23 protein-coding genes, 2 tRNA genes and 1 pseudogene are annotated in these 25,087 nt (G+C 37.5%); 16 read left to right on the top strand and 10 right to left on the bottom strand.

The window, feature by feature from the left end; all coding sequences use genetic code 11:
- Positions 1-4: 4 nt before the first annotated feature.
- The 12 genes and pseudogenes from QUD79_RS17520 to QUD79_RS09280 form a co-directional block, all read left to right on the top strand.
- A pseudogene (locus QUD79_RS17520) lies at positions 5-597 on the top strand (NapC/NirT family cytochrome c); the annotation flags it as partial.
- 3 nt (positions 598-600) lie between these two features.
- Positions 601-1,833: an ethylbenzene dehydrogenase-related protein gene (locus QUD79_RS09330; RefSeq protein WP_385957667.1), complete on the top strand. Its 1,233-nt coding sequence runs from the start codon at positions 601-603 to the stop codon at positions 1,831-1,833.
- A gap of 217 nt (positions 1,834-2,050) precedes the next feature.
- A complete protein-coding gene (locus QUD79_RS09325) occupies positions 2,051-3,025 on the top strand; it encodes a 4Fe-4S binding protein (protein ID WP_184422545.1) in 975 nt (324 codons plus the stop codon).
- Between the two features lie 2 nt (positions 3,026-3,027).
- Positions 3,028-3,348 carry a cupredoxin domain-containing protein gene (locus QUD79_RS09320; RefSeq protein ID WP_184422543.1) on the top strand — a complete coding sequence of 107 codons (321 nt, stop codon included), beginning with the start codon at positions 3,028-3,030 and terminating at the stop codon, positions 3,346-3,348.
- Between the two features lie 168 nt (positions 3,349-3,516).
- Positions 3,517-4,335: a CbbQ/NirQ/NorQ/GpvN family protein gene (locus QUD79_RS09315; protein ID WP_184422541.1), complete on the top strand. Its 819-nt coding sequence runs from the start codon at positions 3,517-3,519 to the stop codon at positions 4,333-4,335.
- Positions 4,304-4,915, top strand: a complete 612-nt coding sequence (locus QUD79_RS09310; protein WP_246454871.1) for a cytochrome c oxidase subunit 3 family protein — start codon at positions 4,304-4,306, stop codon at positions 4,913-4,915. The genes QUD79_RS09315 and QUD79_RS09310 overlap by 32 nt, the downstream gene beginning before the upstream one ends.
- Positions 4,916-4,930: 15 nt before the next feature.
- A complete protein-coding gene (locus QUD79_RS09305; protein ID WP_184422540.1) occupies positions 4,931-5,182 on the top strand; it encodes a cytochrome C oxidase subunit IV family protein in 252 nt (83 codons plus the stop codon).
- 56 nt (positions 5,183-5,238) lie between these two features.
- Positions 5,239-5,592, top strand: a complete 354-nt coding sequence (locus QUD79_RS09300) for a hypothetical protein (RefSeq protein ID WP_184422539.1) — start codon at positions 5,239-5,241, stop codon at positions 5,590-5,592.
- 134 nt (positions 5,593-5,726) lie between these two features.
- Positions 5,727-6,167 (top strand): c-type cytochrome, encoded by a 441-nt coding sequence (locus QUD79_RS09295; RefSeq protein WP_184422538.1) that lies wholly within the window; start codon positions 5,727-5,729, stop codon positions 6,165-6,167.
- A gap of 4 nt (positions 6,168-6,171) precedes the next feature.
- Complete coding sequence (locus tag QUD79_RS09290; RefSeq protein ID WP_184422537.1) at positions 6,172-7,560, top strand: cbb3-type cytochrome c oxidase subunit I; 1,389 nt, start codon at positions 6,172-6,174, stop codon at positions 7,558-7,560.
- Positions 7,561-7,630: 70 nt separating this feature from the next.
- Entirely contained in the window at positions 7,631-7,867 is a 237-nt protein-coding gene (locus QUD79_RS09285; protein WP_184422536.1) for a hypothetical protein, read from the top strand.
- A 105-nt stretch (positions 7,868-7,972) separates the two neighbouring features.
- Positions 7,973-9,817, top strand: coding sequence for a nitric oxide reductase activation protein NorD (locus QUD79_RS09280; protein WP_184422535.1), 1,845 nt, complete (start codon positions 7,973-7,975; stop codon positions 9,815-9,817).
- Positions 9,818-10,327: 510 nt separating this feature from the next.
- Here the strand turns inward: QUD79_RS09280 and ccoS are convergent.
- The 7 genes from ccoS to ccoN all read right to left on the bottom strand — a co-directional run bounded on the left by ccoS (position 10,328) and on the right by ccoN (position 16,910).
- On the bottom strand, positions 10,328-10,552 hold the full coding sequence (gene ccoS / locus QUD79_RS09275) for a cbb3-type cytochrome oxidase assembly protein CcoS (protein ID WP_184422534.1): 225 nt from the start codon (positions 10,550-10,552) through the stop codon (positions 10,328-10,330).
- Between the two features lie 2 nt (positions 10,553-10,554).
- The gene (locus QUD79_RS09270; protein WP_184422533.1) at positions 10,555-12,945 is read right to left on the bottom strand and encodes a heavy metal translocating P-type ATPase; all 2,391 of its coding nucleotides are present in this window, start codon (positions 12,943-12,945) and stop codon (positions 10,555-10,557) included.
- Positions 12,945-13,439, bottom strand: coding sequence for a FixH family protein (locus tag QUD79_RS09265; RefSeq protein WP_184422532.1), 495 nt, complete (start codon positions 13,437-13,439; stop codon positions 12,945-12,947). Before QUD79_RS09265 ends, QUD79_RS09270 begins: the two co-directional genes overlap by 1 nt.
- 232 nt (positions 13,440-13,671) lie before the next feature.
- On the bottom strand, positions 13,672-14,655 hold the full coding sequence (ccoP, locus tag QUD79_RS09260; protein WP_184422531.1) for a cytochrome-c oxidase, cbb3-type subunit III: 984 nt from the start codon (positions 14,653-14,655) through the stop codon (positions 13,672-13,674).
- The gene (locus tag QUD79_RS09255; RefSeq protein ID WP_184422530.1) at positions 14,648-14,827 is read right to left on the bottom strand and encodes a cbb3-type cytochrome oxidase subunit 3; all 180 of its coding nucleotides are present in this window, start codon (positions 14,825-14,827) and stop codon (positions 14,648-14,650) included. The genes ccoP and QUD79_RS09255 overlap by 8 nt, the downstream gene beginning before the upstream one ends.
- Before the next feature lies 1 nt (position 14,828).
- Complete coding sequence (gene ccoO, locus QUD79_RS09250; RefSeq protein ID WP_184422529.1) at positions 14,829-15,473, bottom strand: cytochrome-c oxidase, cbb3-type subunit II; 645 nt, start codon at positions 15,471-15,473, stop codon at positions 14,829-14,831.
- A 12-nt stretch (positions 15,474-15,485) separates the two neighbouring features.
- Positions 15,486-16,910, bottom strand: a complete 1,425-nt coding sequence (ccoN, locus tag QUD79_RS09245) for a cytochrome-c oxidase, cbb3-type subunit I (RefSeq protein ID WP_184422528.1) — start codon at positions 16,908-16,910, stop codon at positions 15,486-15,488.
- 248 nt (positions 16,911-17,158) lie between these two features.
- Here ccoN and QUD79_RS09240 point away from each other — a divergent pair, with 248 nt between their 5' ends.
- Positions 17,159-17,620: a hypothetical protein gene (locus tag QUD79_RS09240; RefSeq protein ID WP_184422527.1), complete on the top strand. Its 462-nt coding sequence runs from the start codon at positions 17,159-17,161 to the stop codon at positions 17,618-17,620.
- Between the two features lie 71 nt (positions 17,621-17,691).
- Here QUD79_RS09240 and QUD79_RS09235 read toward each other — a convergent pair whose 3' ends face one another.
- Positions 17,692-18,315, bottom strand: a complete 624-nt coding sequence (locus QUD79_RS09235) for a LysE family translocator (protein ID WP_184422526.1) — start codon at positions 18,313-18,315, stop codon at positions 17,692-17,694.
- A 270-nt stretch (positions 18,316-18,585) separates the two neighbouring features.
- Between QUD79_RS09235 and QUD79_RS09230 the strand changes: the two genes are divergently transcribed.
- Positions 18,586-20,229, top strand: a complete 1,644-nt coding sequence (locus QUD79_RS09230; protein ID WP_184422525.1) for a M28 family metallopeptidase — start codon at positions 18,586-18,588, stop codon at positions 20,227-20,229.
- Positions 20,230-20,939: 710 nt separating this feature from the next.
- Here QUD79_RS09230 and QUD79_RS09225 read toward each other — a convergent pair.
- Positions 20,940-21,015, bottom strand: a tRNA-Asn gene (locus tag QUD79_RS09225).
- Between the two features lie 74 nt (positions 21,016-21,089).
- Positions 21,090-21,165, bottom strand: a tRNA-Asn gene (locus tag QUD79_RS09220).
- A gap of 558 nt (positions 21,166-21,723) precedes the next feature.
- Here QUD79_RS09220 and QUD79_RS09215 point away from each other — a divergent pair.
- A complete protein-coding gene (locus tag QUD79_RS09215) occupies positions 21,724-23,097 on the top strand; it encodes an MATE family efflux transporter (RefSeq protein WP_184422757.1) in 1,374 nt (457 codons plus the stop codon).
- Complete coding sequence (uvrB, locus tag QUD79_RS09210; RefSeq protein WP_184422522.1) at positions 23,097-25,085, top strand: excinuclease ABC subunit UvrB; 1,989 nt, start codon at positions 23,097-23,099, stop codon at positions 25,083-25,085. The genes QUD79_RS09215 and uvrB overlap by 1 nt, the downstream gene beginning before the upstream one ends.
- The last annotated feature ends 2 nt before the right edge of the window (positions 25,086-25,087 follow it).

Here is a 25,087-nt window from a genome sequence, read left to right as displayed (position 1 = left end):
TGCCATGTTCACTGTTTTAATTTTTAAAAGTCACACGAGTATATTATGGCAAATTCTAAATTTAATAAGCCTAGCTTTTGGTCTCGCAGACTAATGCTTGGTACTACAGTTGCCGGAGCAGTCATATTTTTTGTAGTGGGAATAGTTTTCTGGGGTGGTTTTAACACTGCAATGGAAGCAACTAATACCATGGAGTTTTGTACTTCTTGCCATGAAATGGAAGATAACGTATATCAAGAGTACAAGCCTACAATTCACTTTTCCAATAGAACGGGCGTTCGTGCAGAATGTTCTGACTGTCATGTACCTGACCCATGGATTCATAAAATGGTTCGTAAGGTACAAGCATCAAGAGAGGTTTTTTACTGGTTAACGGGTAAAATTGATACCAGAGAAAAGTTTGAAGAGCATCGATTATCATTAGCTAAAAGTGTTTGGAAAGCCATGAAAGACACTGATTCTCGTGAGTGTCGGAACTGTCATAATCTTGAATCAATGAACCCAGAGTTTCAAAAGCCTCGTGCGCGTAAGCAGCATTTAAATGCAATGGAAACAGGGCAAACTTGTATCGATTGTCATAAAGGTATTGCTCACCATGATGTGAGGGATAAACTTACTGATGAAGAATTAGAAGCGCTTGAAGCACCTAATCCTAAATTTGTTCGAGAAATTCCTGAAATTTATACTGTGGGTTTAGCTAAAGTTGAAGCATTAGAGGCTGAACAAGCGGCTATTGCAAAAGCAGATAAAGAAGCCCAGAAAGCAGCTGAGCAAGAAAGAATTGATGCAGCCGTTGCAAAAGCGTTAGCTACTGTAGGTGCACCTAAAGCAGGCGCATTACCTGAAGCTGAAGATACGACAAGTGCAAGTGCTATTAATGTTGATTGGTCTAAAGCAAACAGTGTTGATTTACAGGTGTTCTACCCTGGTACTGCTTCTATGGAGTGGATATTAGGTAGAAATCATGGTGGTAAACGTGCCTTTACCAAAGGAGACCGTTGTGTTGAGTGTCATTCTGAAGAAATCGCAGATATTGGCAATCTAATAGTTACAGGTGAAAGTGATAAAGAGCTTGAGCCAAACTTAATACCGGGTAAACGTGGTAGTTTTCCAGTAGCGATTAATGCAACTCATGACAATGAATACCTTTATTTACGATTTAGCTGGGCAGAAGGGCAACATGCGCCTGTACCTTTCGTAGATGGTGGTAAAATGGACCCTGAAAACCCAATGAAATTAGCCTTTATGCTGGCAACTGATGATGTTGAGTATGCTGACAGAGCAGGTTGTTGGGCCTCGTGTCACGCTGATGCTAACTCGATGCCAGATGCGCCTGAAAAAGACGTTTTATTAGGCTCGGATCTAGCAAGTCGACTTGACCTAAACAGTGGTGTAACTAAGTATTTAGCAGAAACGCGCACTGACATAGAGTTAAAAGGTCGTGGTGGTAAACCATTAGGTGGTTGGGACAAGCTTAAAGATCAAAGTGAAATTGATAAGTCGATGGCAAGCAATCAGTACCTAGATTTATTACGCTATAAATCTGGTACTAAAGCATTTGAAGACGGTGATATTTTAGCACAACGAAATATGCACGGTGGACAAGGTGCTGAAGTTGAAGCTTCGCTTAAAGCAGGCACTTGGTCTGTTATTATTAAGCGTAAGCTAATGTCAGATAAAGCAGGTGATATCTCAATAGAACCAGGTAAAGTATATAACTTTGGTTTTGCTATTCATGATGATTACTCAAGTGCACGTTATCATCATGTATCATTTGGCTATAAATTAGCTTTAGATAATGATACTGCCGAAATTAACGCTAAAGCTCAATAACGTTAAGCGTAAAAGCTAAAGGTTAATACTTTGTTTATTAAGGGTCTCTCTAGTAGAGACTCTTTTTTTTGTATAACGATTAACGCATTGAGATTTGGTGCTAGCGTTAAGGGAGCGCAATGTTGTGAGGAGAAAACACTAAGATCATGATCTAGGATAAACGATTTGTAAATTCGATACGCTATAATGCAAAAGTAACTAATTAATTGGCTTAGACATGACATTACAACAATCTCGCGTATTGGCTAAAACTCTTTTCTTTTTGTTGTTTCTTTTTGCGCCTTTATTAAATATTTTTAGATTCGATTTAGCGCTTGGCCATTTTATTATTTTTGGGCAAGCATGGACGATTAGCATTGACTCAATTTTATATGATGGCGGTGATAGCGTCGACGCGGCTATTAAAATATTTAGTCGTGTACTACTACCAGGTATGGCTTTTGTTGCAATTAGCGCGGTATTAATATGGAAGTATGGCCGTATATATTGTGGATGGCTGTGCCCGCATTTTTCGGTTGTTGAATTAATTAATGATTTAATGTTAAAACAGCTGAATCGAGTAACCGTTTGGGAGAAAGCAAGTAAAGCGAGTAAAGGTGTTCTACCAAAGCTTGTGGTTAGTATGGCAGCTATTTCAATGGCGTTTATTTGGGCATTAGGTTTACTCAGTTATTTGTTAAATCCGCAACAGCTACTTTTAGATTTAATTAATGCTAATTTAGGATTTGGCGCTTCCATATTTATAATTGTCGCTACTACTGTTTTTACGTTAGATTTCTTATTTGCACGGCATTTATTTTGTAAATATGGTTGTGCTTTAGGACTATTTCAAAGTCTTATTTGGATGGCGAATAAACGTGCAATGGTAGTTAAGTTTGATCGTAAACGTGCAAAGGCATGTCGAGAATGTAGTTTGAATCAAGATAATAAGCCATGCGACCAAGCTTGCCCAATGCGATTGCCAACGCGAAATATGAAAAGAGCTAAGTTTACTTGTACGCAATGTGCGCAGTGTATTTCAGCGTGTGAACAAGTACAAAAAGATAATCCTGAAGGGAGCTTATTAACTTGGGTAAGTGGTGCAGAGGCTGTTGAAGTTGATAGGCCTGCTGGACAATTTAAGCGAAGCCATGGTGAGCTTTCTCGCTTAAATGCTAAAATAATTGATGTTAACGTGATAGAAAAGGAGTAAATATGAAGTTTAAAATTTTTTTGGTAATGGCATTATTTCATTTTAATATTGGCGCGATCGCCAAGGAAGTGACTGTTGATATTTTCAAAAAAGAATTTATTCCCGCAAATATTACCGTTGATGTCGGGGATACTGTAATTTGGAAAAATATCGAAAAACGACAATATCATAACGTTTGGTTCAAGCAATTAACTGAAGAAGAGCCTGATTATTTTTTCCCGGGAGAAACCTTTCAGGTCACATTTTCTGAACCAGGTATTTATAATTATCTTTGTGGTCCTCATCCCCAAATGACAGGAACAGTAACTGTGGTCGTTCCATAGTTAGCTGATAAGTGTGTTTTGTTTTTAAAATTTATGTCATTTTTCTACGTTGTATAAGCTGTGTTTACTCGATAGCTTGATCTTTATCAAGTAAGTGTCAGTCTAGTTTGCTCACCAAAGAATTAAGGCGTATCTTAAGCCCCATGTTTAGTTAGGTTCTTATCTTATATGACAACTGTAAATTTAAAATCTTCAAACGACACTCAAAATGAGTTGTTTTATCAGCAACAAAGTAACGAAGTATCTTTATTCGAGTATGCTTATTCTCATCAGTTACCGGTATTAATTAAAGGCCCAACGGGTTGTGGTAAAACGCGCTTTATTGCTCATATGGCACAAAAACTCAATAAGCCACTTTATACTGTTGCATGCCATGATGATTTAACCGCTGCCGACCTAGTAGGGCGACATTTGATAGGTCCTAATGGCACTTATTGGCAAGACGGCCCTCTAACTAAAGCGGTTAGAGAAGGGGGAATTTGTTATTTAGATGAAGTCGTAGAAGCACGTAAGGATACTACTGTTGTTTTGCACCCGCTGGCCGACGATCGCAGAGTGTTACCTTTAGAAAGAACGGGTGAGCTTATTGAAGCGGCACCTGGCTTTATGCTTGTTGTGTCCTATAATCCCGGTTATCAAAACTTATTAAAAGGCATGAAGCCAAGTACCCGTCAACGCTTTGTTGCTTTAAGGTTTGATTACCCTACAGCTGAACTTGAACAAGAAATTATTATAAAAGAAACGGGTGCTGATCCTCATATTGCCTTTAAACTCGTTGAATTAGCGCAAGCGCTAAGGCGTTTAGAGCAAAGCGATTTAGATGAAGTAGCTTCTACGCGTTTATTAATTTATGCAGCAAAAATGATGTCTAGTGGTATGAACCCTATGGATGTATGTCGTTGCTGTTTAGCTGAACCTTTAACGGACGATCCAGATACCATTAAAGCATTAATGGATGTGGCTAGTATTTATTTCGATGAACAGTAATCAATTAAACTTTACTCAGATAAGCCTAAGTGAAAAAAAACTACCTGGTGATCTTGCCATGTGGATTTTTATTTTAGTTGAATTAACTGCATTTGCCTTGTTTTTTATCGGCTTTGCGGTGACAGAGCAGTTTAATCAACAAATTTTTACTGAAGGTAAAGCAAAACTTCATACGGTAAGTGGTGTAATAAATACTATTGCATTAATTACTAGTAGCTTGTTTGTTGCATTTTCGGTTAATGCATTACACCGTAATAAAATGAAGCAAGTCGCTATTCATTTATGTTTTGCTTTAATCTTTGCGTTTGTTTATTTATTTGTAAAAGGATGGGAATATCAATCACTCTTTTCTATAGGTATTGATATTGAAACCAACACCTTTTTTACCCTTTACTTTTTAATTACTGCTTTTCATTTCTTACATGTTGTTTTAGGTATGGTTATTTTAGGGTTTATGTTGGTTAGAACATTCAAAAATGCTTACCAAAATAATTACTCGGGTTTTGAATCAGGCGCATGTTACTGGCACATGGTTGATATGCTTTGGATTATATTATTCCCATTAATTTATGTTATTTAATGAAGGCCTTTGATAATGAGTAAAGTACAAGCAACAATCAGTTGGTTATTACTAATTATACTAACAGTAGTATCTGTATACTTGAGTAAAGTGATGGAGACTTCTACACTGTTTATTGTATTAATTTTTGCAATAGTTTTTGTTAAAGGTCAGCAGATTACTGATATTTTTATGGAGTTGAAGCATGCTCCTACAAAATGGCGTATGCTGTTATTAGGCTATGTATTAATTGTGCCACTAATTATAGGCTTTATTTACATAATTTAGGATCTATTAATAAATAGCCAAGGCTTTAAGCTAAACTTTTAAATTAAGGAGAGATTATGAAAAATAATAATGAGCAAAAAAAACGTTCTGCTATAATTTATCAATCTCTCTATTTAATGAATTTATTATTAATTCCTGGTATTGCCTTTTTTATTTTATTGTGGAAATTTATAAAGCATAATAAAGAAAAAGGCTGGCAACGCATTCACCTTTATCGATCCCTTCAGTTGTCATTAGTTTCAGGTGTTTGCTTGATCTTGGTGCCTGTTCTTGCCGTTGTGTTTAGCAGCAACTTTAATTCCTCCTTAGCTATGATGCTTGTTTATTTTGTAACCGCTCACGCATTATTCGTGCTTATTGGCATGCTTAACCTTTCTCGTGCAATGGCTAAAAAACTCCCTTTATTTTGATTTAATTTAAATTTGAACTACTTTTAGTTATAAATAGTTACACATTGCAATAAAGTTGATTTCTATCAAGTAATTGATCCTACATTAACATGTAATATTACCTTGGTTTTATTACTTTTCTTAAGGGAAATACCATGTCAGAAAAATTTACAAAAGGTATGGCTCGGAATATTTACTATGGGGGAAGCATGTTCTTCATATTAATATTTTTGGGTTTAACCTTTCATACAACCAAAGAGATGCCCAAACGGGACCATCGACATAATATTACTGAGTCTGTAGAGCGTGGAAAACACCTCTGGGAGCAGAATAACTGTATCGGTTGTCATTCATTAATTGGTGAAGGGGCTTACTTCGCGCCTGAACTTGCTAATGTTTATAATCGTCGAGGTGGTGAAGCAGGATTTAAATCATTTTTAAATGGTTGGATGAATGCGCAGCCATTAAATATTCCAGGTCGTCGTCAAATGCCTAATTTCCATTTAACTGATGAAGAAATTAATGATTTAGCTGAGTTTTTGAAGTGGACTTCAGAAATGGATGTTAATGGCTGGCCACCGAACATTGAGGGTTAATGTGATGAATACATTGAAATATCAATCACAAGCGGTTGCAAAGCCTTATTTTGTCTTTGCTCTTATCCTCTTTGTGGGCCAAATACTCTTTGGTTTAATAATGGGGTTACAATACGTTGTTGGTGATTTTTTAGCTGAGGCTATTCCATTTAACGTAGCACGTATGGTTCACACAAATTTACTTATTGTGTGGTTACTGTTTGGCTTTATGGGGGCTGCTTATTATTTAGTACCCGAAGAAGCTGAAACCGAGCTCTATAGCCCTAAGCTAGCTATTATCCTTTTTTGGGTATTTGCAGTGGCGGGTGTGTTAACTATTTTAGGTTATCTTCTTGTACCTTATTCTACGCTAGCAGAAATTACCCTTAACCATTTATGGCCAACTATGGGACGAGAGTTTCTTGAGCAACCCACGATAACCAAACTCGGGATAGTCGTTGTTTGTTTAGGTTTCTTATTTAACCTTGGCATGACCATGTTAAAAGGACGTAAAACTGCAATTAACATGATCATGATGACCGGTTTAATCGGCCTTGCTGTTATGTTCTTATTCTCATTTTATAATCCAGTAAACTTAGCACTTGATAAATACTTCTGGTGGTTTGTTGTTCATTTATGGGTTGAAGGTGTTTGGGAACTTATCATGGGTGCTATTCTTGCCTTTATTTTGATAAAGGTAACGGGTGTTGACCGTGAAGTGATTGAAAAGTGGCTGTATGTGATTGTTGCAATGGCATTAATCAGTGGTATTTTAGGTACTGGCCATCATTTCTTTTGGTTAGCTACGCCTGAGTACTGGCAGTGGGTTGGTTCAATATTCTCAGCGTTAGAACCTTTACCTTTCTTTGCTATGGTATTATTTGCCTTTAACATGGTTAACAGACGTCGTAGAGAGCATCCAAATAAAGCGGCAACGCTTTGGGCTTTAGGCACAGCTGTTATGGCCTTCTTAGGTGCAGGTGTTTGGGGGTTCTTACATACCTTATCTCCTGTAAACTTCTATACTCATGGCTCACAAATAACCGCTGCTCATGGTCATATGGCCTTTTACGGTGCTTATGCAATGATTGTTATGACAATTATTTCTTATGCGATGCCTAAAATTAGAGGTATTGGTGAGAGTAACTGTAATAAAGCACAAGTATGGGAAATGTGGGGCTTTTGGTTAATGACGGTTGCAATGGTATTTATTACCTTGTTCTTAACTGGAGCAGGCGTATTACAAGTATGGTTACAACGTATACCTGAATCAGGGGAAGCATTAAGCTTTATGGTAACACAAGAGAAACTTTCTATTTTCTTCTGGTTACGTGAAGTCGCTGGTGTTATTTTCTTACTTGGTTTAATTGTTTATTTGTATAGCTTCTTTGTTAAAGAAAAAGCTAGCGCATAAATAAACGTATTGATTATAAGTATTATTAAAGCCGTGATAGTAATATCACGGCTTTTTATTGGAGGATCACTTGGAACAAAAAAAACACTTTTTACAGAGGATTGCTAGAGTTATTGGGATAGGGTGCACGGTTATTGCAATAGGTTGCGGTATTTATTTACTAACCATCTTAGACTCAGAAAATAAAGTGCTAAAAGGAAGCGTTGGCGCAACTACATTTTTCTTCTTTACGGTTGGTATTGTTTTGAACACTATTAGCAGTACTAATTTACCTAACCTAAAAGTAGGTAATGAGGAAGATAAGTGACTTGAATTCAATTGAATTGTACTTTCTTGATTCATATCACAACCTTATGAGTAGGTATTTGCTAGTATTATTCAATACAAGATTAGATAACACGTTTGGTGAGTAATGGAAGAATGGGTTGGTGGTATTTGGCATAAATACATTACAAAAAAGTCGCGCACAGATTTCACCCAAGCTGAAGTAGCGTTTGCAGAAGTAAACAAATCTGTTGGTGTAGTTTTTCGTGCTATGGGTGGCCACGGTGTTAAGCGGGTTGAAGCTGCTAGCGCGCGTGACTATTTAGTAAGAAGGACGTGGCTGCAGAAAATATCGGGCGAGAATCAGCAAGTGAGTCTCGCTTGGCAAGACGAAGAAAGCTTACGTTTACCTGAAAAACTCGCTGTTTTTCCAACTAAAAAATTAAACCGAGAACTTTATATATGGTTAGCTATTTTAGCCGCTCACCATAAGCAAGGCTTTAAACATTGGGCAATTGACAATCAACAATTAGTTGTTGATGTATTGGCTAAATACCCCATGTTAAAACCACGCTACCAAAAGTTAGCTCAAGCATTCGTGCAAACACGCGCTGACTTTAGCAAACGGCCAATTCCAGAGCAAACAATGGAGCAGGCAATTATCCAAGCGATACTTAAACCTGGTTCGGTTGAAGAGTTTCCCACTGTTAATTATGCGCCTCAAGCTGTTTTTTTATGGCTTTATCCCTCTGCTCAGCTAAATCCTCAAATTATGCCAAGTTTTGATGAAACAGAGCAAGAGAATGAAGATGAGGCTCATAGCACATCAACCAAAAGTAAATCAACCCGCAAAAAAGGTGAAAGAATAGAAGATGGAGAAAGCCGCGACGGTATGATGATATTTCGTTTAGAAAGCTTATTTTCTTGGAGTGAATTTAGCCAACTAGATCGTGGAAGCGATGACAGTGATGATGATGAAGAAGAAACGCTTAAAGTAGCGGAAGACCTTGATAAAATTACCTTATCTAAACAACAACAACAAAAATCAGCCAGTATAAAAATTGATATGGATTTACCGTCAGCAATGGAAGATGATATTCCATTAGGTGATGGTTTAAAATTGCCAGAATGGGATTATAAAAAAGAGCAGTTAGTGGGTGACCGTTGTTTGTTGTTACCTATGTTACCTAAAAATAGTGAAGCGGCAAAATTGCCGCTACGTTTACAAAAGATTGCCAAGATTATACAAGCGCAGTTTGAACAATTACAAAGCGTACGTTATTGGCTAAAAGGGCAAGTACAAGGAGAGGAACTTGATTTAAGTGCGTGGTTAGATTTTTATGTAGAGCAACAAATCTCACCAACTCAGGAACGAGGATTATTTCAAAGCTTTCGTGGTAATAATCGAGATATTTCAACATTACTCCTTGCTGACCTTTCGATGTCAACTGATGCGCATTTAGATAACGATAACCGAGTGATAGATGTAGTAAAAGATAGTATGTTACTGTTTGGTGAAGCACTAAACAGTGTTGGTGATAACTTCTCAATGTATGGATTTTCGTCAATTAGACGTTCTAATGTGCGTTTTACTGTGCTTAAAAACTTTAATGAGCGCTACAGTGATGAAATTAGAGGTCGTTTACAAGCGGTAAAGCCAGGTTATTACACCCGAATGGGTGCAGCAATTCGCCAAGCTACAAAAATACTCACAGAGCAAAAAAGTACTCAAAAGCTATTATTGATATTAACTGATGGCAAGCCAAATGATATAGATTACTATGAGGGGCGCTTTGGAATTGAAGATACACGCCATGCGATATCTGAAGCGCAAAAATTAGGGATTAAACCTTTTTGTATTACTATAGATCAAGAAGCAGAAGACTACTTGCCTTACTTATTTGGTATTGATGGTTATACTGTTATTCATAAACCATCACAATTACCTATTCGACTACCACAACTTTATTATCAATTGACGAGTCATCAATAATGTCTAAAGAAGAAGTTAAGTGTTTGTATTGTCAAACAACCAATTTGTTAAGTGATGTTAATTGTAAACAGTGCGGTATGCCATTGGCAAAAAACCACCCGAATAGCGCTACCACCCGACAAAAAGTTTTTAAGCCAATTTTTATAGGCATAGCTATTTTTTGTTTTGTAATGATGTTCTTTTTGCCTAGGTAACCTGAGTTCTGGATAACGGATGTACGAGCAAAACCGATAAAGCTATATTTTTCAATTACTTATTATAGAGTAATCGCATTGCTTATGTAGTTATATATCAATGTTATAAGTGTTGAGTGAATCAAGGCAAGTTTGCGTACCTAATAGCGAGATATTAGTAGCAAATTAACGGTTTTTTAGTCCGGACAAAAACCAAGTACCTACGTCCATGCAGGCAACGCAGATACGCGCAAAAATCGTGATATTGACGTGCTTAGCTTATCCAGAACTCAGGTTAAGTAATAATACTACGCTGAGAAGGATTATCTCAAGGCGGCTAGGGCTTTTTAGTACCAGACTGATCAGGTTCTACCTGCTCTTCACTTTCAGGCTTTTGAGTTGTTGAGGTATTATTTTCATTTGTATCTTCATCGAATAAAATACTCAAGCCTTGTTTTTCTAAATCATCAAATTGATCTGTTTTTACTGCCCAGAAGAATAAATAAATTCCTAATCCGGTTAACAAAATAGCGATTGGAATTAGTGCATAAATTACACCCATGATTACTTATCCTTTTTCAAAAGTCTTAGTGAGTTTGTGACTACTAAGATTGAGCTTAACGACATACCAATGACGGCTACATAAGGAGTAACATGACCAGACATAGCAAGAGGTAAGATAATAGCATTATAGCCAAAGGCCCAGCTATAGTTCTGCAAGATAATTCGTTTTGTTTTAAGTGCCATTTGGCGTAGTGCATACACTGAAGAGAGTTTATTGTTTAATAAAATTACATCTGCGCCACTCTTAGCAATGTCGGTACCGCTTCCCATAGCAAACGATACGTGAGCAGCGCCAAACACAGGAGAGTCGTTAACACCATCTCCCACCATTGCAACTGTTTTAGTTTGTTGATTTGCTTGTAATATTGTCATTTTGTCAGTAGCAGATAAACCAAAATGTACATGATCTATATTCAGTTGTTGCTGAACCTTATTGCAGCCTACTTCGTTATCTCCAGATAGCATTAATGTTTCAATGTTCTGGTTTTTTAACAAAGAAATTAATGAGTGCGCATCATCCCTTACTTTATCTTCAACGTTAAATGTTGCAATAATCGTTTCGTGAGATATTAATACGCAGGGCAGGTGACCATATTCTGCTAACTGCTCTTTAGGTAATAGCCATTGAGGTTTACCAATTTTATAATCTATGTTATTGACAATGCCCTTAACACCTGAGCCAGATACCACAGTGGCATTTGTTACTTTATAATTGAAGTCCCTAAAAGGGAGGAATGCTTTTGCAATAGGATGCTCTGAATAGCTTTCTAATGAAGCTGCAATGGCTAATACAGCCGATTTATCAAAACTAGTGTCTACAATGGAGCATTGAGATATTTCAAAATCTCCAGTGGTTAGCGTACCTGTTTTGTCAAAGGCTATGCAATCAACCTTTGGAACTGTTTCCATTACATGACCAGACTTAATCATTATGCCATCTTTATTGAGCCTAGTAGTCGCACAAGTTAATGCTGTTGGTGTTGCCAGTGATAATGCACATGGACAAGTGGCAACTAAAACCGATAGGGTGATCCAAAAAGCTTCCTCTGGCAAGTGCTGGTGCCAGTAAAGTGCAGTACCAATGGCACAAAGCAAAATAAGCGCGATAAAATATTGAGCAATTTTATCTGATAACTTGGCTAGTTTAGGTTTATGAGCCTGTGAGGATTCACTTAAACGAATGAGTTGACTTAAAAATGAATGTTGAGCGTTATGCTTCACTTCAATAGTAACATTACCGTCACCATTCACTGTACCAGCGAAAACACTGTCACCCACTTTTTTATAAACAGGTAGTTGTTCGCCTGAAAGCATAGACTCGTTAATTTGGCTAAGGCCAAAAACAATCGTACCGTCGGCTGGAATTGTTTCGCCAGGTTTAACAATAACTAGGTCTTTGGCCTGAAGTTTTTTGGCGGCAATAAACACTTCTTGTTCATTAACTAACTTAGTGGCGGTCATTGGCATTAGTTTCAATAAATTGGCTGAAACTTCAGCGGCACGCGTTCGGGCTCTAAACTCAAGAAATTTACCAATAAGCAGCAGAAAGGTAAACATTGATACTGATTCAAAATATACTTCGCCTTGTTGGCTGATGGTTGCCCAAGCACTTGCACTAAAAGCTAAAATAATAGCAATGGAAACGGGTACGTCCATCGACAAGCGCCTAATTCTTAGGGCATTAAAGGCGCCTACATAAAAAGGAAATGCACCATAAGTAACTACAGGGAAAGCCAGTAGAAAACTGACCCATCGAAGGTATACGAGGTGGTGATCAGCCATATCAGAAAAGGCACCAAAATATAATCCTACAGCTATCATCATCACTTGCATCATTAAAATACCAGATATGCCCAAGCGTTTAATGAATGTTTTTGATTGTAAGGTGTTACTTTGCTCAATTGTGCTGGCTTTAAAGGGGAGAGCTTTGTAGCCAATTTTATTGATAGCAATAAGAATATCACTAAAATTAATTGTACCATCTACCCATCTTACGGTTGCTCGTTGGGTAGAAGCATTAACATTAATAGAGAGAATACCGCTTAATTTTTCTATTTGCATTTCAATTAACCATGAACAAGCAGCGCAATTCATGCCTTCGATGGTTAAAATGCTTTCTTTATAGTTATCAGTTTTATAGGTGAACTCGTCTTGTAATGCATCGTCATCAAGTAGTCTTTTTTTCATGAGCTCTTCTGGGATCAAAGACTCTCCCTTAGGGGCTACTTCTGTACGAAACCTATAATATTCAGTTAAATCGTTGCTAACAATAGTTTCAGCAATGGCTTGACAACCAATGCAACACATTGGTTGTGAAGTGTTATCAATAACAACGAAAAGAGCGATACCTTTAGGGATTAGTTCCCCACAATGATAACAACAGTTTGACATTAATATGCTTCTATTGGCTTAGGAGACACCTCAATAAATTGCGATTGAGGTAATGATATATTATTTTTAATTGCCCAATTATTTTCAAATGACGTAATTGTAATGCGCCACTTTCCACTAACACTCTTGTCAAAGTGATGCCTAAAGTAACCACTACCGTCTGGGGTTAATGCGAGGTAAAAGTCTTTTTCAGCTTGAGTAGGGTGATAAAAGTTAACATTGAGTAATGGGAATACTTTCTCGATGCCTGTTGGTTTAATAATAAGTTGATTGTTATGCAACTGTAGTTCGAATTTCATGCCTAGCTTTTGTGCTAGTTTAATCTTAGAAAGTTCTAAGTTAATGGCTTTACCTTTTTTATAATAGTCACCGACAACAAGACTGTCAGCATCAGTGTTTGCTATTATGTAAGTAGCAATACCAGCAACAACTGCGGTAAAGGGTAAGAAAAATACTAGCCATGCCCATGGCTCTTTATACCAAGATGTTTTCATTGTTCAACAAATATCAATTAACGTGTCGCTATTATACTTTTTTTCAGTCAGCTTTTGCCAATGATTAATGGCTAATTTAATTTCTTTTTGTTAGCAAAGGTTAATACGGTGTAATTGATCAAAATAATAGTGATGGCTATAAGTAAAATAGCGGGCTTTTAATAAATTGTATTCAATAAAAAAGCCTTGTAGTTTCCTACAAGGCTTAAACTGTAATTAGTATGAGTAATAATTACTCTTGCGATAGGCTATACACAAAAGCACTAATGACATGTACTTTTTTAGGACCTAAAATTTCATCCCAAGCAGGCATAACACCAGCACGACCATTACGAATAGACTCTTGGATAACGCGCTCTGAACCACCATACAGCCAGGTGTTATCAGTTAAATTAGGCGCACCAAGCGGTAAGTTCATCGCAACACTACCTTGGCCTTCATCACCATGACAAGCAGCACACATTGCAAATTGTGCTTTACCTTCTGAGACTGAACCTTCTTTAGCTTCACGACCGCTTAAGCTTAGTACATAAGCCGTAACATCTTTTACGCCTTTATCACCGCCAAGCATTGTTTCCCAGCCGATCATACCTTGACCTACACGACCGTGCATAATGCTATGCTTGATATCGTAAGGCTTACCGCCATACAACCAGTCTTTGTCAGCAAGGTTAGGAAAACCAGTGGTACCACGTGCATCTGAGCCATGACACTGTGAACAGTTTTGCAAAAACAAGCGTTGACCTACTTTACGAGCTGCGATGGCTTCTTCGTCACCAGCTGTTGCTAAGTCTTTAATATCGCGTTTAGCAAATGCATCAAATATAGGGCCGTATCTCGCGTCAGCAGCTTTAACTTCCATATCGTACTGAACAATTAAGTTGTTCTCTTTTGCATACTCAGCTTTAGCTCTAGACTCTTCAAGGTTAAGTATTCCTTGGTTTGAGCTTGTCCAACCAAATAAACCTTCCCAGTTACCGAGTCCTGGATATACAATTAAGTAACCAAAGCCCCAGATAATCGTTAATAAGAAAAATGTACTCCACCATTTTGGTAGTGGGTTGTTTAATTCCTCAATGCCGTCGAAAGTGTGTCCCATTGACTCACCTTCTTCAACGCCTGCAAAATTCTTTAAACACATGCGCAATAACAGGTAACAACCTATTAAGGTACCCAGTGAAAGAACTGATATCCAAATACTCCAGAAGCTAGACATTATTATTAGTCTCCTGTTTGTTAGTGTCTTCTTTGTGGTCTTCTTCAAAGATTGAATTTGCCGCATCGTCAAACGAAGATTTACGTTTTTTACTATACGACCAAACCACAATGATGATGAAAAGTGCCAAAATTATGAGCGCTACTACGCCTCTTAGCGTCCCGTAGTCCATCTTATTTCAACGCATGCCCAAGAGATTGCAAATAAGCAATCAGGGCTTCCATTTCAGTTTTACCCGCTACGTCAGATTTTGCATTAGCAATATCTTCAGCAGAATAAAGAGGAATAGGGTTACCTTGCTCATCTTTATGGCTTCTGTTGCGCGTTAAAAAGTTAAATGTTTCTAATTTTTTAGCGGTTAACTTACCATCAAGAAGATCTTCGTCTAACCATTTAAATGAAGGCATGTTCGACTCAGGTACAACTGAACGAGGGTCAATTAAATGTGCTCTATGCCAATCATCACTGTATCGGCCACCAACACGGGCCAAATCTGGACCTGTACGTTTAGAGCCCCATAAATGTGGATGCTCCCATACTTGTTCACCCGCTACAGAGTAATGGCCATAGCGTTCTGTTTCCGCTCTAAATGGGCGGATCATTTGGCTATGACAAGCAGAACAACCTTCACGAATATAAATGTCACGACCTTCCATTTCTAATGCAGTGTAAGGTCGCAAATTATCAACAGGTGTTGTTGTTTCTTTTTGGAAAAATAAAGGGGTGATCTCTACTAAGCCACCAACACTAATTGCTAAAATAGTAAATATGAAGAATAAGCCAACGCTTTTTTCGACTTTTTCATGTTTATTTGTCATGCTTTCGTCTCCTTAGGCTACTTCAACAGGCTTAAGACTGTTGTCTTTAGCGTAAATTGTTTTAAACATGTTATAAGCCATTAATAAGAAGCCAATAACCACCATTACACCACCTAAGAAACGGATGAAGTAGAATGGGTAAGAAGCTTGTAAGCTTTCAACGAAACTATAAGTAAGAGTGCCGTCGGTATTTACAGCGCGCCACATTAACCCTTGCATAACACCAGAGATCCACATTGCTACGATGTATAAAACAACACCAGCTGTATGCATCCAGAAGTGAACGTTGATTAATCGAATACTGTACATACGTCCTTGGTTAAATAACACTGGAATTAAGTGATACAAAGCACCAATTGATACCATAGCAACCCAGCCTAGCGCACCAGAGTGAACATGACCTACTGTCCAGTCTGTATAATGAGACAATGCGTTCACTGATTTAATCGCCATCATAGGTCCTTCAAAGGTAGACATACCGTAGAAAGAGAGAGAAACAATTAAGAAACGAAGAATAGGGTCATGGCGAAGTTTATGCCATGCGCCAGAAAGCGTCATAATACCATTAATCATACCACCCCAAGACGGTAAGAAAAGTACGATAGACATAACCATACCAACAGATTGAGCCCAGTCAGGAAGCGCTGTGTAATGTAAGTGGTGAGGGCCAGCCCATATATATAATGAGATTAGCGCCCAGAAATGCACAATAGAAAGTCTGTAAGAATAAACAGGACGTTCTGCTTGCTTAGGTACAAAGTAATACATCATACCTAAAAAGCCTGCTGTAAGAAGGAAGCCTACGGCATTGTGTCCATACCACCACTGCATCATTGCATCTATTGCGCCAGGGTAAATGGAGTAGGACTTAGTCAACGAAATTGGTATAACCATACTATTACCAATGTGTAACACTGCAATAGTTAATATAAAACCACCAAAAAACCAGTTAGCTACGTAAATATGCGAGGTTTTACGTTTAACTAACGTGCCAAAAAACACAATGGCATAACTCACCCAAACAACAGCAATTAAGATGTCAATTGGCCATTCAAGTTCAGCATATTCTTTCGTTGAGGTTAAACCTAACGGTAGAGTAATAATGGCTGAAACGATAACTGCTTGCCATCCCCAGAAAGTGAAGGAAGCTAGCTTGCCACCAAATAACGTAGTTTTACACGTTCGTTGGACGACATAATAAGAAGTTGCAAATAGCGCACTGGTACCAAATGCGAAAATTACCGCACTAGTATGAAGTGGACGAAGACGGGAGTAAGTTAACCATGGAGTGTCAAAGTTTAATGCAGGCCAAATTAATTGAGCCGCAATAAGAACACCCACAAGTGTGCCTACAATTCCCCATATTACAGTCATGACAGTAAACTGACGTACAACATCAAAGTTGTAGTTTACTGCTGACGCATCATTTTGAGTCATGTTAAGGTTTCCGCAGTTATAATTATTAATTAATAGACGAGGCAGTTATTATAAGTACCCATACCTTAGTTATAGACTAAATTGATGAGTTTGCACTTTGCTTCCATACCCCGCGTGAATAATAGTGTTTTATGGCTAAAATGTCACCCGTCAATATGGTAATATTTGTTTTAAATCAAAAAAAAACATGTAACAGCCTAAAAAATAGTCTAAATGGCGTGGAGATGTTAATTATCAAGGATTATCTCATGAATATTAAACCTGTTTTACTATTCACAATTATCATATTATTTTCTCTTTTTTCTTGTTCTAAACAAGAAAAAACTATAACTACTTTAAAAGTGCCAACCTGTTTAGAAAGCCAATCGTTATGCCAAATAAATACGCAAGTTGGTAAATTATCAATATTATTTGATCATAGTACAATAAGGCCTGAGGCAGAATTTACTATTTTTATTGGTAATAACGCTCTCACGCAAAATTTTACAGTGACTGGTTTTATGGAGGGTAAAAGTATGTACATGGGTAAAATACCGTTATTTTTCTCAACAAAAATCAATAACGGATATAAAGAAGCTAAAACCATGCTAGGTAGTTGTTCAGAAAAAGAAATGATTTGGCTGTTACAGTTAACGATTACACCAGTTTCAAATGCGACTAATATCGAACCAGAACATTTTAGTATTGAATTTACCAGTATGAGAAATTGAATCCTTTAAATTATATCGCCATCTTTTACTATTTTAGTTAGGCGCCATTCAGGTAATTTTATTGGTGATTGTTAGCTTACTAAAAGCCATAGCGCAATGAAAACCATCAGACTTCCTGAAAGCTTATTAAGTATTTTTACATTATCTTTTTTTGTTAACAGCTTACCTATAGACTTGCCGCCAGTAGCATAAATTAACATACAAATAAATTCAGAAATTAAAATAATAGCCACTAAAACAAATAGTTGGGGCGGTAACGCGTAATTACTGTTAATAAATGGTGGTAGTAAGGCGACCATAAATGCCCAACCCTTAGGGTTGGCGATTGCGGTAAAGTAACCTTGAGTAAATAGAACTTTTTTACTAACTTCTTCAGGAGAACTTGATTGCTCTGCTAAAGCAAGTTTACCCTTTGAACGCCACATATTTATACCTATGTAAGTAAGATAAAGCGCTCCAAATAATTTAAGCCCTGTAAATAATTTAGGCTCTGTGAGCAATAATGCGGATACACCTAAAACTGCAGCTATTGCGACAGTTGCCACACCAAGTAATTCTCCGTACATCATCCACAATGTTCTTCTAATACCGATAGACATGCCCAAAGACATCGCAAGTGTCATACACATACCTGGGGTAATACTGACAAGAAAAAAGGTAGGAATAAATAATGAAATTAAAGATAAGTCGATCACAGCGTAATTGAGCCTTAGTAGTAAAGTTAGGGTACTTGTTAATACGAGTTGGTTAATCTTACCCAAGTTATTGGTGCGTAAACAGCTATTTATTATCGTTGATAATTTTATCGTTATAAACATTTTAAGTTTTAATTATTATAATAAAAATTTGTCACATCTTGTTTACTGAATTAGTAAATGGTTTCAATTAAAAATAGTTTAATTACTGGCTAAATAATATTGATATCGTTAATCTGTTGGCAAAATACTTACAATAAGGAGAATATTTTGAAAAAAATCTCAAAAATTAATGTGGGCTTATTATTTACAATAAGCACATTGTTAAGTGGTTTCAGTCTCGCCAGTGATTTTGAAAATGCCTATAAATCGTTTGATAGTGACAAAATTAAAGCGGATATTAAATTATTATCGTCTGATGAGTTTGGTGGTAGAGAGCCTTCAACAGAAGGCGAAACTTTAACAACAAATTTATTAATTAAAGAGTTTAAGCGTTTAGGATTAGTACCGGGTAATGGTGATAGCTATACGCAAGCAGTACCTTTGGTTAGCATTACAAGCACAACCACTGAAAACTTAACTATTGGTGATATAGCATTTGAATTTCCAAAGAACTTTGTAGCAAGTTCTAGAAAAATGGATAAACGCTCTTCACTTAAGTCTTCAGAGTTAGTGTTTGTTGGTTACGGTATTAACGCACCAGAATACCAATGGAACGATTATGCGGGTGTTGATGTAAAAGGTAAAACCGTTGTTATTTTAGTTAACGATCCCGGTTTTGCCACTCAAGATAGCGAGCTATTTGACGGTAATACAATGACGTATTATGGACGCTGGACTTATAAGTATGAAGAAGCAGCTCGCCAAGGTGCAGCAGGCGCCATTATAGTGCATGAAACAAAACCAGCTAGTTATGGTTGGAATGTGATTGAAAGCAGCTGGACTGGTGCGCAATATCACTTACCAGCGAGTGAAGTAAATGAAGCTACTGTTGATGTAGAAATGTGGATCAGCAAAGATAAAGCCATTGAATTATTTAAAAAATCTAATCAAGACTTCGCACAATTAAAGCAAGCCGCTGCACAACGCAACTTTAAAGCAGTTCCTTTAGACTTAACAGTGAGTGTAGCTGTTGAAAATAAATTTGACCGATCTAACTCTAACAATGTTATTGCAACAATCAAAGGCTCAGAAAAACCAGATGAACATGTTGTTTATATGGCTCATTGGGACCATTTAGGTAGCACTATAGTTGATGGTAAACGTGAAATTTATAATGGAGCACATGATAATGCAACCGGAACAGCGGGGATAATGCATATTGCTAAAGCGTATCAACTTCTGAAAAAAGCACCTAAACGATCAGTTACTATTATTGCTGTAACGGCAGAAGAGCAAGGCCGCTTAGGTTCTCGTTACTTTGCTAATCATCCAACAATGCCATTAAATAAAATTGTTGGGTTAGTTAATATGGACTCGCTTGACATTACAGGGCTTAAAACAGATGTGACGGTAGTGGGTTATGGTAAATCTAATTTAGAAAACTACCTTGCTAAAGCAGCAAAACGTCAAGGCCGAGTGTTAACACCAGAGCTTAACCCAGAGCGCGGCTATTATTATCGTTCTGATCATTTCAGCTTAGCAAAAAAAGGAGTACCAGCATTAAGTGCCGGTGGTGGTTCTGCTTGGATAAATGAAGAGCAAAAAGCAATAGGTGAACGAGTAGGTGCAATGGTAGCAAAGTGCTATCATCAAACATGCGATGAATTTGATGAAAACTTTGGCTGGGAAGGTGTAGTTGCTGAACTGCAATTGTTTTTCGAGACAGGTTACTTACTTGCTAATTCTGATGAGTGGCCAAATTGGAATGAAGGTACAGAATTTAAAGCATCACGAGATGCTATGATGAAATAAAGGATTTGGCAGGTGCCAGTCGCTAGTTAAGCATTTTGCAGCACTAGACCTTATCAATTCAAAGCCCGCTAAAAATAGTGGGCTTTTTTTATTGGCTTCCAGTTTTTATCGTCAATTAAAGACGTGAACCAGTGACAAACGCTGGGTTTATAAAGAGTACAGTTCGTCGCTCTACCAACTGAGCTGTTGGGAGTAAACTTATTTATTAATATCGACGGCGTAAACGCCGACCTACAGAAATAATTAACATTGTAGAAAGCAAAAAGCCCGCTAAAAATAGTGGGCTTTTTTTATTGGCTTCCAGTTTTTATCGTCAATTAAAGACGTGAACCAGTGACAAACGCTGGGTTTATAAAGAGTACAGTTCGTCGCTCTACCAACTGAGCTGTTGGGAGTAAACTTATTTATTAATATCGACGGCGTAAACGCCGACCTACAGAAATAATTAACATTGTAGAAAACAAAAAGCCCGCTAAAAATAGCGGGCTTTTTTTATTGGCTCCCAGTTTTATCGTCAATTAAAGACTTAAACCAGTGATAAACGCTGGGTTTATAAAGAGTACAGTCCGTCGCTCTACCAACTGAGCTGTTGGGGAGTAAACTTATTTATTAATATTGACGACGCAATCGACGGCGTAAACGTCGACCTACAGAAATAATTAACATTGTAGAAAGCAAAAAGCCCGCTAAAGATAGCGGGCTTTTTTTATTGGCTCCCCAAACTGGACTTGAACCAGTGACAAACGGATTAACAGTCCGTCGCTCTACCAACTGAGCTATTGGGGAATAAACTTGTTTTACTTCTTAATATTGAAGAAGGGCTTTCGCCGAGTAACCGTTTAAAAACCGTTACTAAAATGTGGCTCCCCAAACTGGACTTGAACCAGTGACAAACGGATTAACAGTCCGTCGCTCTACCAACTGAGCTATTGGGGAATTAAGTTTTCACTTACGTGTTAGCAACTGGCTAACGGGGCGGAATATTAAAGGGAGCGCGCGTTACTGTCAACACTAAATTTAGAAAAAAACACTTAATTTGTTTGTTTGCCTATTTTACGGCCAGCATGGCGGAGAAAACACCTATTTTTGGTGCCTAACTGTTCAAGCTTTTGGTAATGTTTATATTTTTATAGTTATCCACTATAACTGTGGATAACATTGTGAATGAATATGTAACAAATGTCATCAATTGCGGTGTAGTAAGGGATACAGTGAAATGAATGAATAATAGACTCTTTTGGTTAATTTCTTTTAAAACAAAGGTTTAGCCTGTTGTTGTTGGGTTGTCGGGCAGGTGTGTTTGAAAAGTGTTCACTGAAATGTTTTGTAATTACTGCTTGTGAATGTAAATACTAACAGGTCGCCCACTTTCTCTAATTTTTGGTATAACCTTTCAAAATGAATACGCTTAAACTTAATATTTACATGGCGACACTGAACACTATCTTTTACAATAGTTTAGCTTTTCGTTTTATCACAGAAGAAACACATTTAATGACACAAAATGTACAGAAAAAACCAATTGATTTATTAGTAGACCCAGTCGCAGAAACGTTAAAGCGCATGACTATACCTATGATTTACGGTATGGCTTTACTAATGACATTTAACTTGGTTGATACATTTTTTGTAAGCTTATTAGGCACTAAACCGCTCGCTGCAATCAGTTTTACTTTTCCTATTACCTTTACTGTTATAAGTTTAACTATAGGCTTAGGTATTGGTACATCTGCCGTAATCGCTAGATCATTAGGTAAAGGTGATGAAAAAACAGCCAAGTGCGCAGGCACTTCAGCATTTATTCTTACGGCTATTATTGTAGGGGGGTTATCTTTACTTGGTTTTTTGTTTGCAGATGAAATATTTAGACTTTTGGGTGCTACAGATGCATTAATGCCTTTAATACATGATTATATGGACTATTGGTTTCTTGGCAGTGTGTTCTTAATAGGACCAATGATTGGTAATTCAATTTTACGCTCTTCGGGTGATACTAAAACGCCAAGTATAATAATGGGAGTAGGAGGTATTATAAATGCCATTTTAGATCCTATTCTGATTTTTGGCTTTGGTCCCGTTCCAGGGATGGGAATTAAAGGGGCCGCTATCGCAACATTAATTTCCTGGGCAGTTGGTTTAGCTTATATTCTCTATGTAGTGGCATATAAAAAACGTTTAATTCACACCACCTTTATTTTTGTTAAAACTTTTCTTGTTTCAAGTAAGTCAATTTTACATATTGGTTTGCCGGCAGCTGGCGCTAACATGTTAACGCCTATAGCAGCAGGAGTTTTAACAGCCATTGTTTCTGATTATGGTGCAGCAGCGGTAGCCGCATTTGGTGTGGGCTCTCGAATAGAATCTATTGCTTGCTTGGTACTACTTGCAATGACAATGACGCTTCCGCCATTTATCAGTCAAAATTTTGGTGCGGGCAATATGAAACGAGTAGAGCAGAGCTACATGACTTCAATTAAGTTTGTTCTTATTTGGCAAGTATTTGTTTACTTAGTGTTATTGTTGTTAGCTCCTTGGATAGCGAGTATATTTTCACAAGAAAAGGCGGTTGCCGATTTAATTAAATTATTTATTTGGATTTTGCCACTTGGTTACGGTTTGCAGGGGGTTGTTATTTTAACCAACTCTTCATTTAATGCACTTCATAAGCCTATGATATCACTTGTATTAAGTGTTGTTAGGCTATTCGTGTGTTATGTGCCGTTAGCTTATTTAGGTAGCCGGTTTTTTGGCCTTGAAGGCTTTTTTATTGGTGCGCTATTGGGGAATGTGATTATGGCAGTAATATCTTATAAGACGTTTATGAAACAATTTTGTATTGAAGCTACTAAAGCTGAGGCTATATCTTAATGAAAGCAATGGACTTACAGTCTGAATATATTCCTAGTGGTGATCAGCCTAAAGCGATAAAGCAATTACTCTCTGGTATTGAAGATGGTTTAGCCCATCAAACGTTATTAGGGGTAACGGGCTCAGGTAAAACCTTTACCATAGCAAATGTCATTGAAAAACTGAACCGTCCTACTATGATGCTGGCACCAAATAAAACCCTAGCGGCTCAGCTTTACGGTGAAATGAAAGAGTTTTTTCCTAACAATGCTGTTGAGTACTTTGTCTCATATTATGACTATTATCAGCCAGAAGCTTATGTACCAACAACAGATACTTTTATTGAAAAAGATGCTTCGATAAATGAACATATTGAGCAAATGCGTTTATCTGCTACAAAAGCGCTACTAGAACGAAGAGACGTTATTATTATTGCGTCAGTATCTGCTATTTATGGTTTGGGTGATCCTGATTCATATTTGAAAATGATGTTACATTTACGTCAAGGTGACATAGTTAACCAGCGCGACATTTTAAGGCGTTTAGCTGAGTTGCAATACAAGCGTAATGATGTTGCTTTTCAGCGTGCTACTTACCGCGTTAGAGGCGATGTGATCGATGTTTTTCCAGCAGAGTCTGATCGGCTTGCCCTCAGAATTGAGCTTTTTGATGAAGAGTTAGAGCGTATAAGTGAATTTGATCCTTTAACTGGGCAAGTAGAGCGCCAATTAGCACGTGTAACTGTTTACCCTAAAACACATTATGCGACTCCGCGTGAAAAAATTCTTGCCGCCGTTGAAAATATTAAAATTGAGCTAAAAGAGCGATCTCAACAATTAAAAGATAATAATAAACTGATTGAAGAGCAGCGTATTGTGCAACGTACTCAATTTGATATAGAAATGATGACTGAATTGGGTTATTGCTCAGGCATAGAAAACTACTCGCGTTATTTGTCAGGGCGTAAACCTGGCGAAGCACCACCCACATTATTTGACTATTTACCAGACGACGGTTTATTAATTATTGATGAGTCGCATGTAACTGTGCCACAAATAGGTGCTATGTATAAAGGCGACCGTTCGAGAAAAGAGAATTTAGTTGAGTATGGTTTTAGATTGCCATCGGCTTTAGACAACCGGCCAATGAAGTTTGACGAATTTGAGTCGTTAGCGCCACAAACCATTTATGTTTCGGCAACGCCAAGTCAATATGAAATTGAAAAGTGTGCTGGTGAAATCGCAGAACAAGTTGTACGTCCAACTGGCTTGCTTGATCCTATTATTGAAGTACGGCCAGTAGAGACACAAGTTGACGATCTCCTTTCTGAGATAAGAAAGCGAATAGCAATTGGTGACAGGGTGTTAGCAACAACATTAACAAAAAGAATGGCTGAAGACCTTACTGATTACTTAGATGAGCATAGCGTTAAAGCGCGTTACTTGCATTCAGATATAGATACAGTGGAACGTGTTGAAATTATCAGGGATTTTCGTTTAGGAAAATTTGATGTATTAGTAGGGATCAACCTGCTAAGAGAGGGCTTAGATATGCCAGAAGTTTCTTTAGTTGCCATTCTCGATGCTGATAAAGAAGGTTTTTTACGCTCTGAACGTTCATTAATTCAAACTATTGGGCGAGCGGCGAGGAATATTAATGGTAGAGCGATTTTATATGCGGCAAGAATAACTGGCTCTATGCGAAAAGCTATTGACGAGACTGAACGTCGCAGAGAAAAACAGCATCAATATAATATTGAAAACAACATTACTCCAATAGGTGTTAAGCGTAAAATAACCGATGTGATGGATGTTGGTGGTGAAGTGCCAATGAAAAAAGTGGCAGAGCAGCGTGGTGAATATCAATTATTAACAACTGCAGAAATTGATAAAAAAGTAAAAGAATTAGAAAAAACTATGATGGACTATGCACAAAACCTTGAATTTGAACAAGCTGCTGCAACAAGAGATAAAATAGCTAAATTACGACAACAACAGCTTACAACCTAAAA

It is taken from the genome of Thalassotalea piscium, from assembly GCF_030295935.1.
Classification (GTDB): domain Bacteria; phylum Pseudomonadota; class Gammaproteobacteria; order Enterobacterales; family Alteromonadaceae; genus Thalassotalea_B; species Thalassotalea_B piscium.
Note: the sequence above shows the minus strand (reverse complement) of the source record. Positions and strands in the feature narration are given on the sequence as shown.

Bases quoted from the DNA above. Each gene is read 5' to 3' on its own strand.
- QUD79_RS09320 (WP_184422543.1), top strand. From the start codon at position 3,028: ATGAAGTTTAAAATTTTTTTGGTAATGGCATTATTTCATTTTAATATT.
- uvrB (WP_184422522.1), top strand. From the start codon at position 23,097: ATGAAAGCAATGGACTTACAGTCTGAATATATTCCTAGTGGTGATCAG.
- ccoO (WP_184422529.1), bottom strand. From the start codon at position 15,473: ATGACAAATAAACATGAAAAAGTCGAAAAAAGCGTTGGCTTATTCTTC.
- QUD79_RS09240 (WP_184422527.1), top strand. From the start codon at position 17,159: ATGAATATTAAACCTGTTTTACTATTCACAATTATCATATTATTTTCT.
- ccoS (WP_184422534.1), bottom strand. From the start codon at position 10,552: ATGGGTGTAATTTATGCACTAATTCCAATCGCTATTTTGTTAACCGGA.
- QUD79_RS09265 (WP_184422532.1), bottom strand. From the start codon at position 13,439: ATGAAAACATCTTGGTATAAAGAGCCATGGGCATGGCTAGTATTTTTC.
- QUD79_RS09270 (WP_184422533.1), bottom strand. From the start codon at position 12,945: ATGTCAAACTGTTGTTATCATTGTGGGGAACTAATCCCTAAAGGTATC.
- QUD79_RS09310 (WP_246454871.1), top strand. From the start codon at position 4,304: ATGTGGCTAGTATTTATTTCGATGAACAGTAATCAATTAAACTTTACT.
- QUD79_RS09315 (WP_184422541.1), top strand. From the start codon at position 3,517: ATGACAACTGTAAATTTAAAATCTTCAAACGACACTCAAAATGAGTTG.
- QUD79_RS09295 (WP_184422538.1), top strand. From the start codon at position 5,727: ATGTCAGAAAAATTTACAAAAGGTATGGCTCGGAATATTTACTATGGG.
- ccoP (WP_184422531.1), bottom strand. From the start codon at position 14,655: ATGTCTAGCTTCTGGAGTATTTGGATATCAGTTCTTTCACTGGGTACC.
- QUD79_RS09215 (WP_184422757.1), top strand. From the start codon at position 21,724: ATGACACAAAATGTACAGAAAAAACCAATTGATTTATTAGTAGACCCA.
- QUD79_RS09300 (WP_184422539.1), top strand. From the start codon at position 5,239: ATGAAAAATAATAATGAGCAAAAAAAACGTTCTGCTATAATTTATCAA.
- QUD79_RS09255 (WP_184422530.1), bottom strand. From the start codon at position 14,827: ATGGACTACGGGACGCTAAGAGGCGTAGTAGCGCTCATAATTTTGGCA.
- QUD79_RS09305 (WP_184422540.1), top strand. From the start codon at position 4,931: ATGAGTAAAGTACAAGCAACAATCAGTTGGTTATTACTAATTATACTA.
- ccoN (WP_184422528.1), bottom strand. From the start codon at position 16,910: ATGACTCAAAATGATGCGTCAGCAGTAAACTACAACTTTGATGTTGTA.
- QUD79_RS09280 (WP_184422535.1), top strand. From the start codon at position 7,973: ATGGAAGAATGGGTTGGTGGTATTTGGCATAAATACATTACAAAAAAG.
- QUD79_RS09325 (WP_184422545.1), top strand. From the start codon at position 2,051: ATGACATTACAACAATCTCGCGTATTGGCTAAAACTCTTTTCTTTTTG.
- QUD79_RS09290 (WP_184422537.1), top strand. From the start codon at position 6,172: ATGAATACATTGAAATATCAATCACAAGCGGTTGCAAAGCCTTATTTT.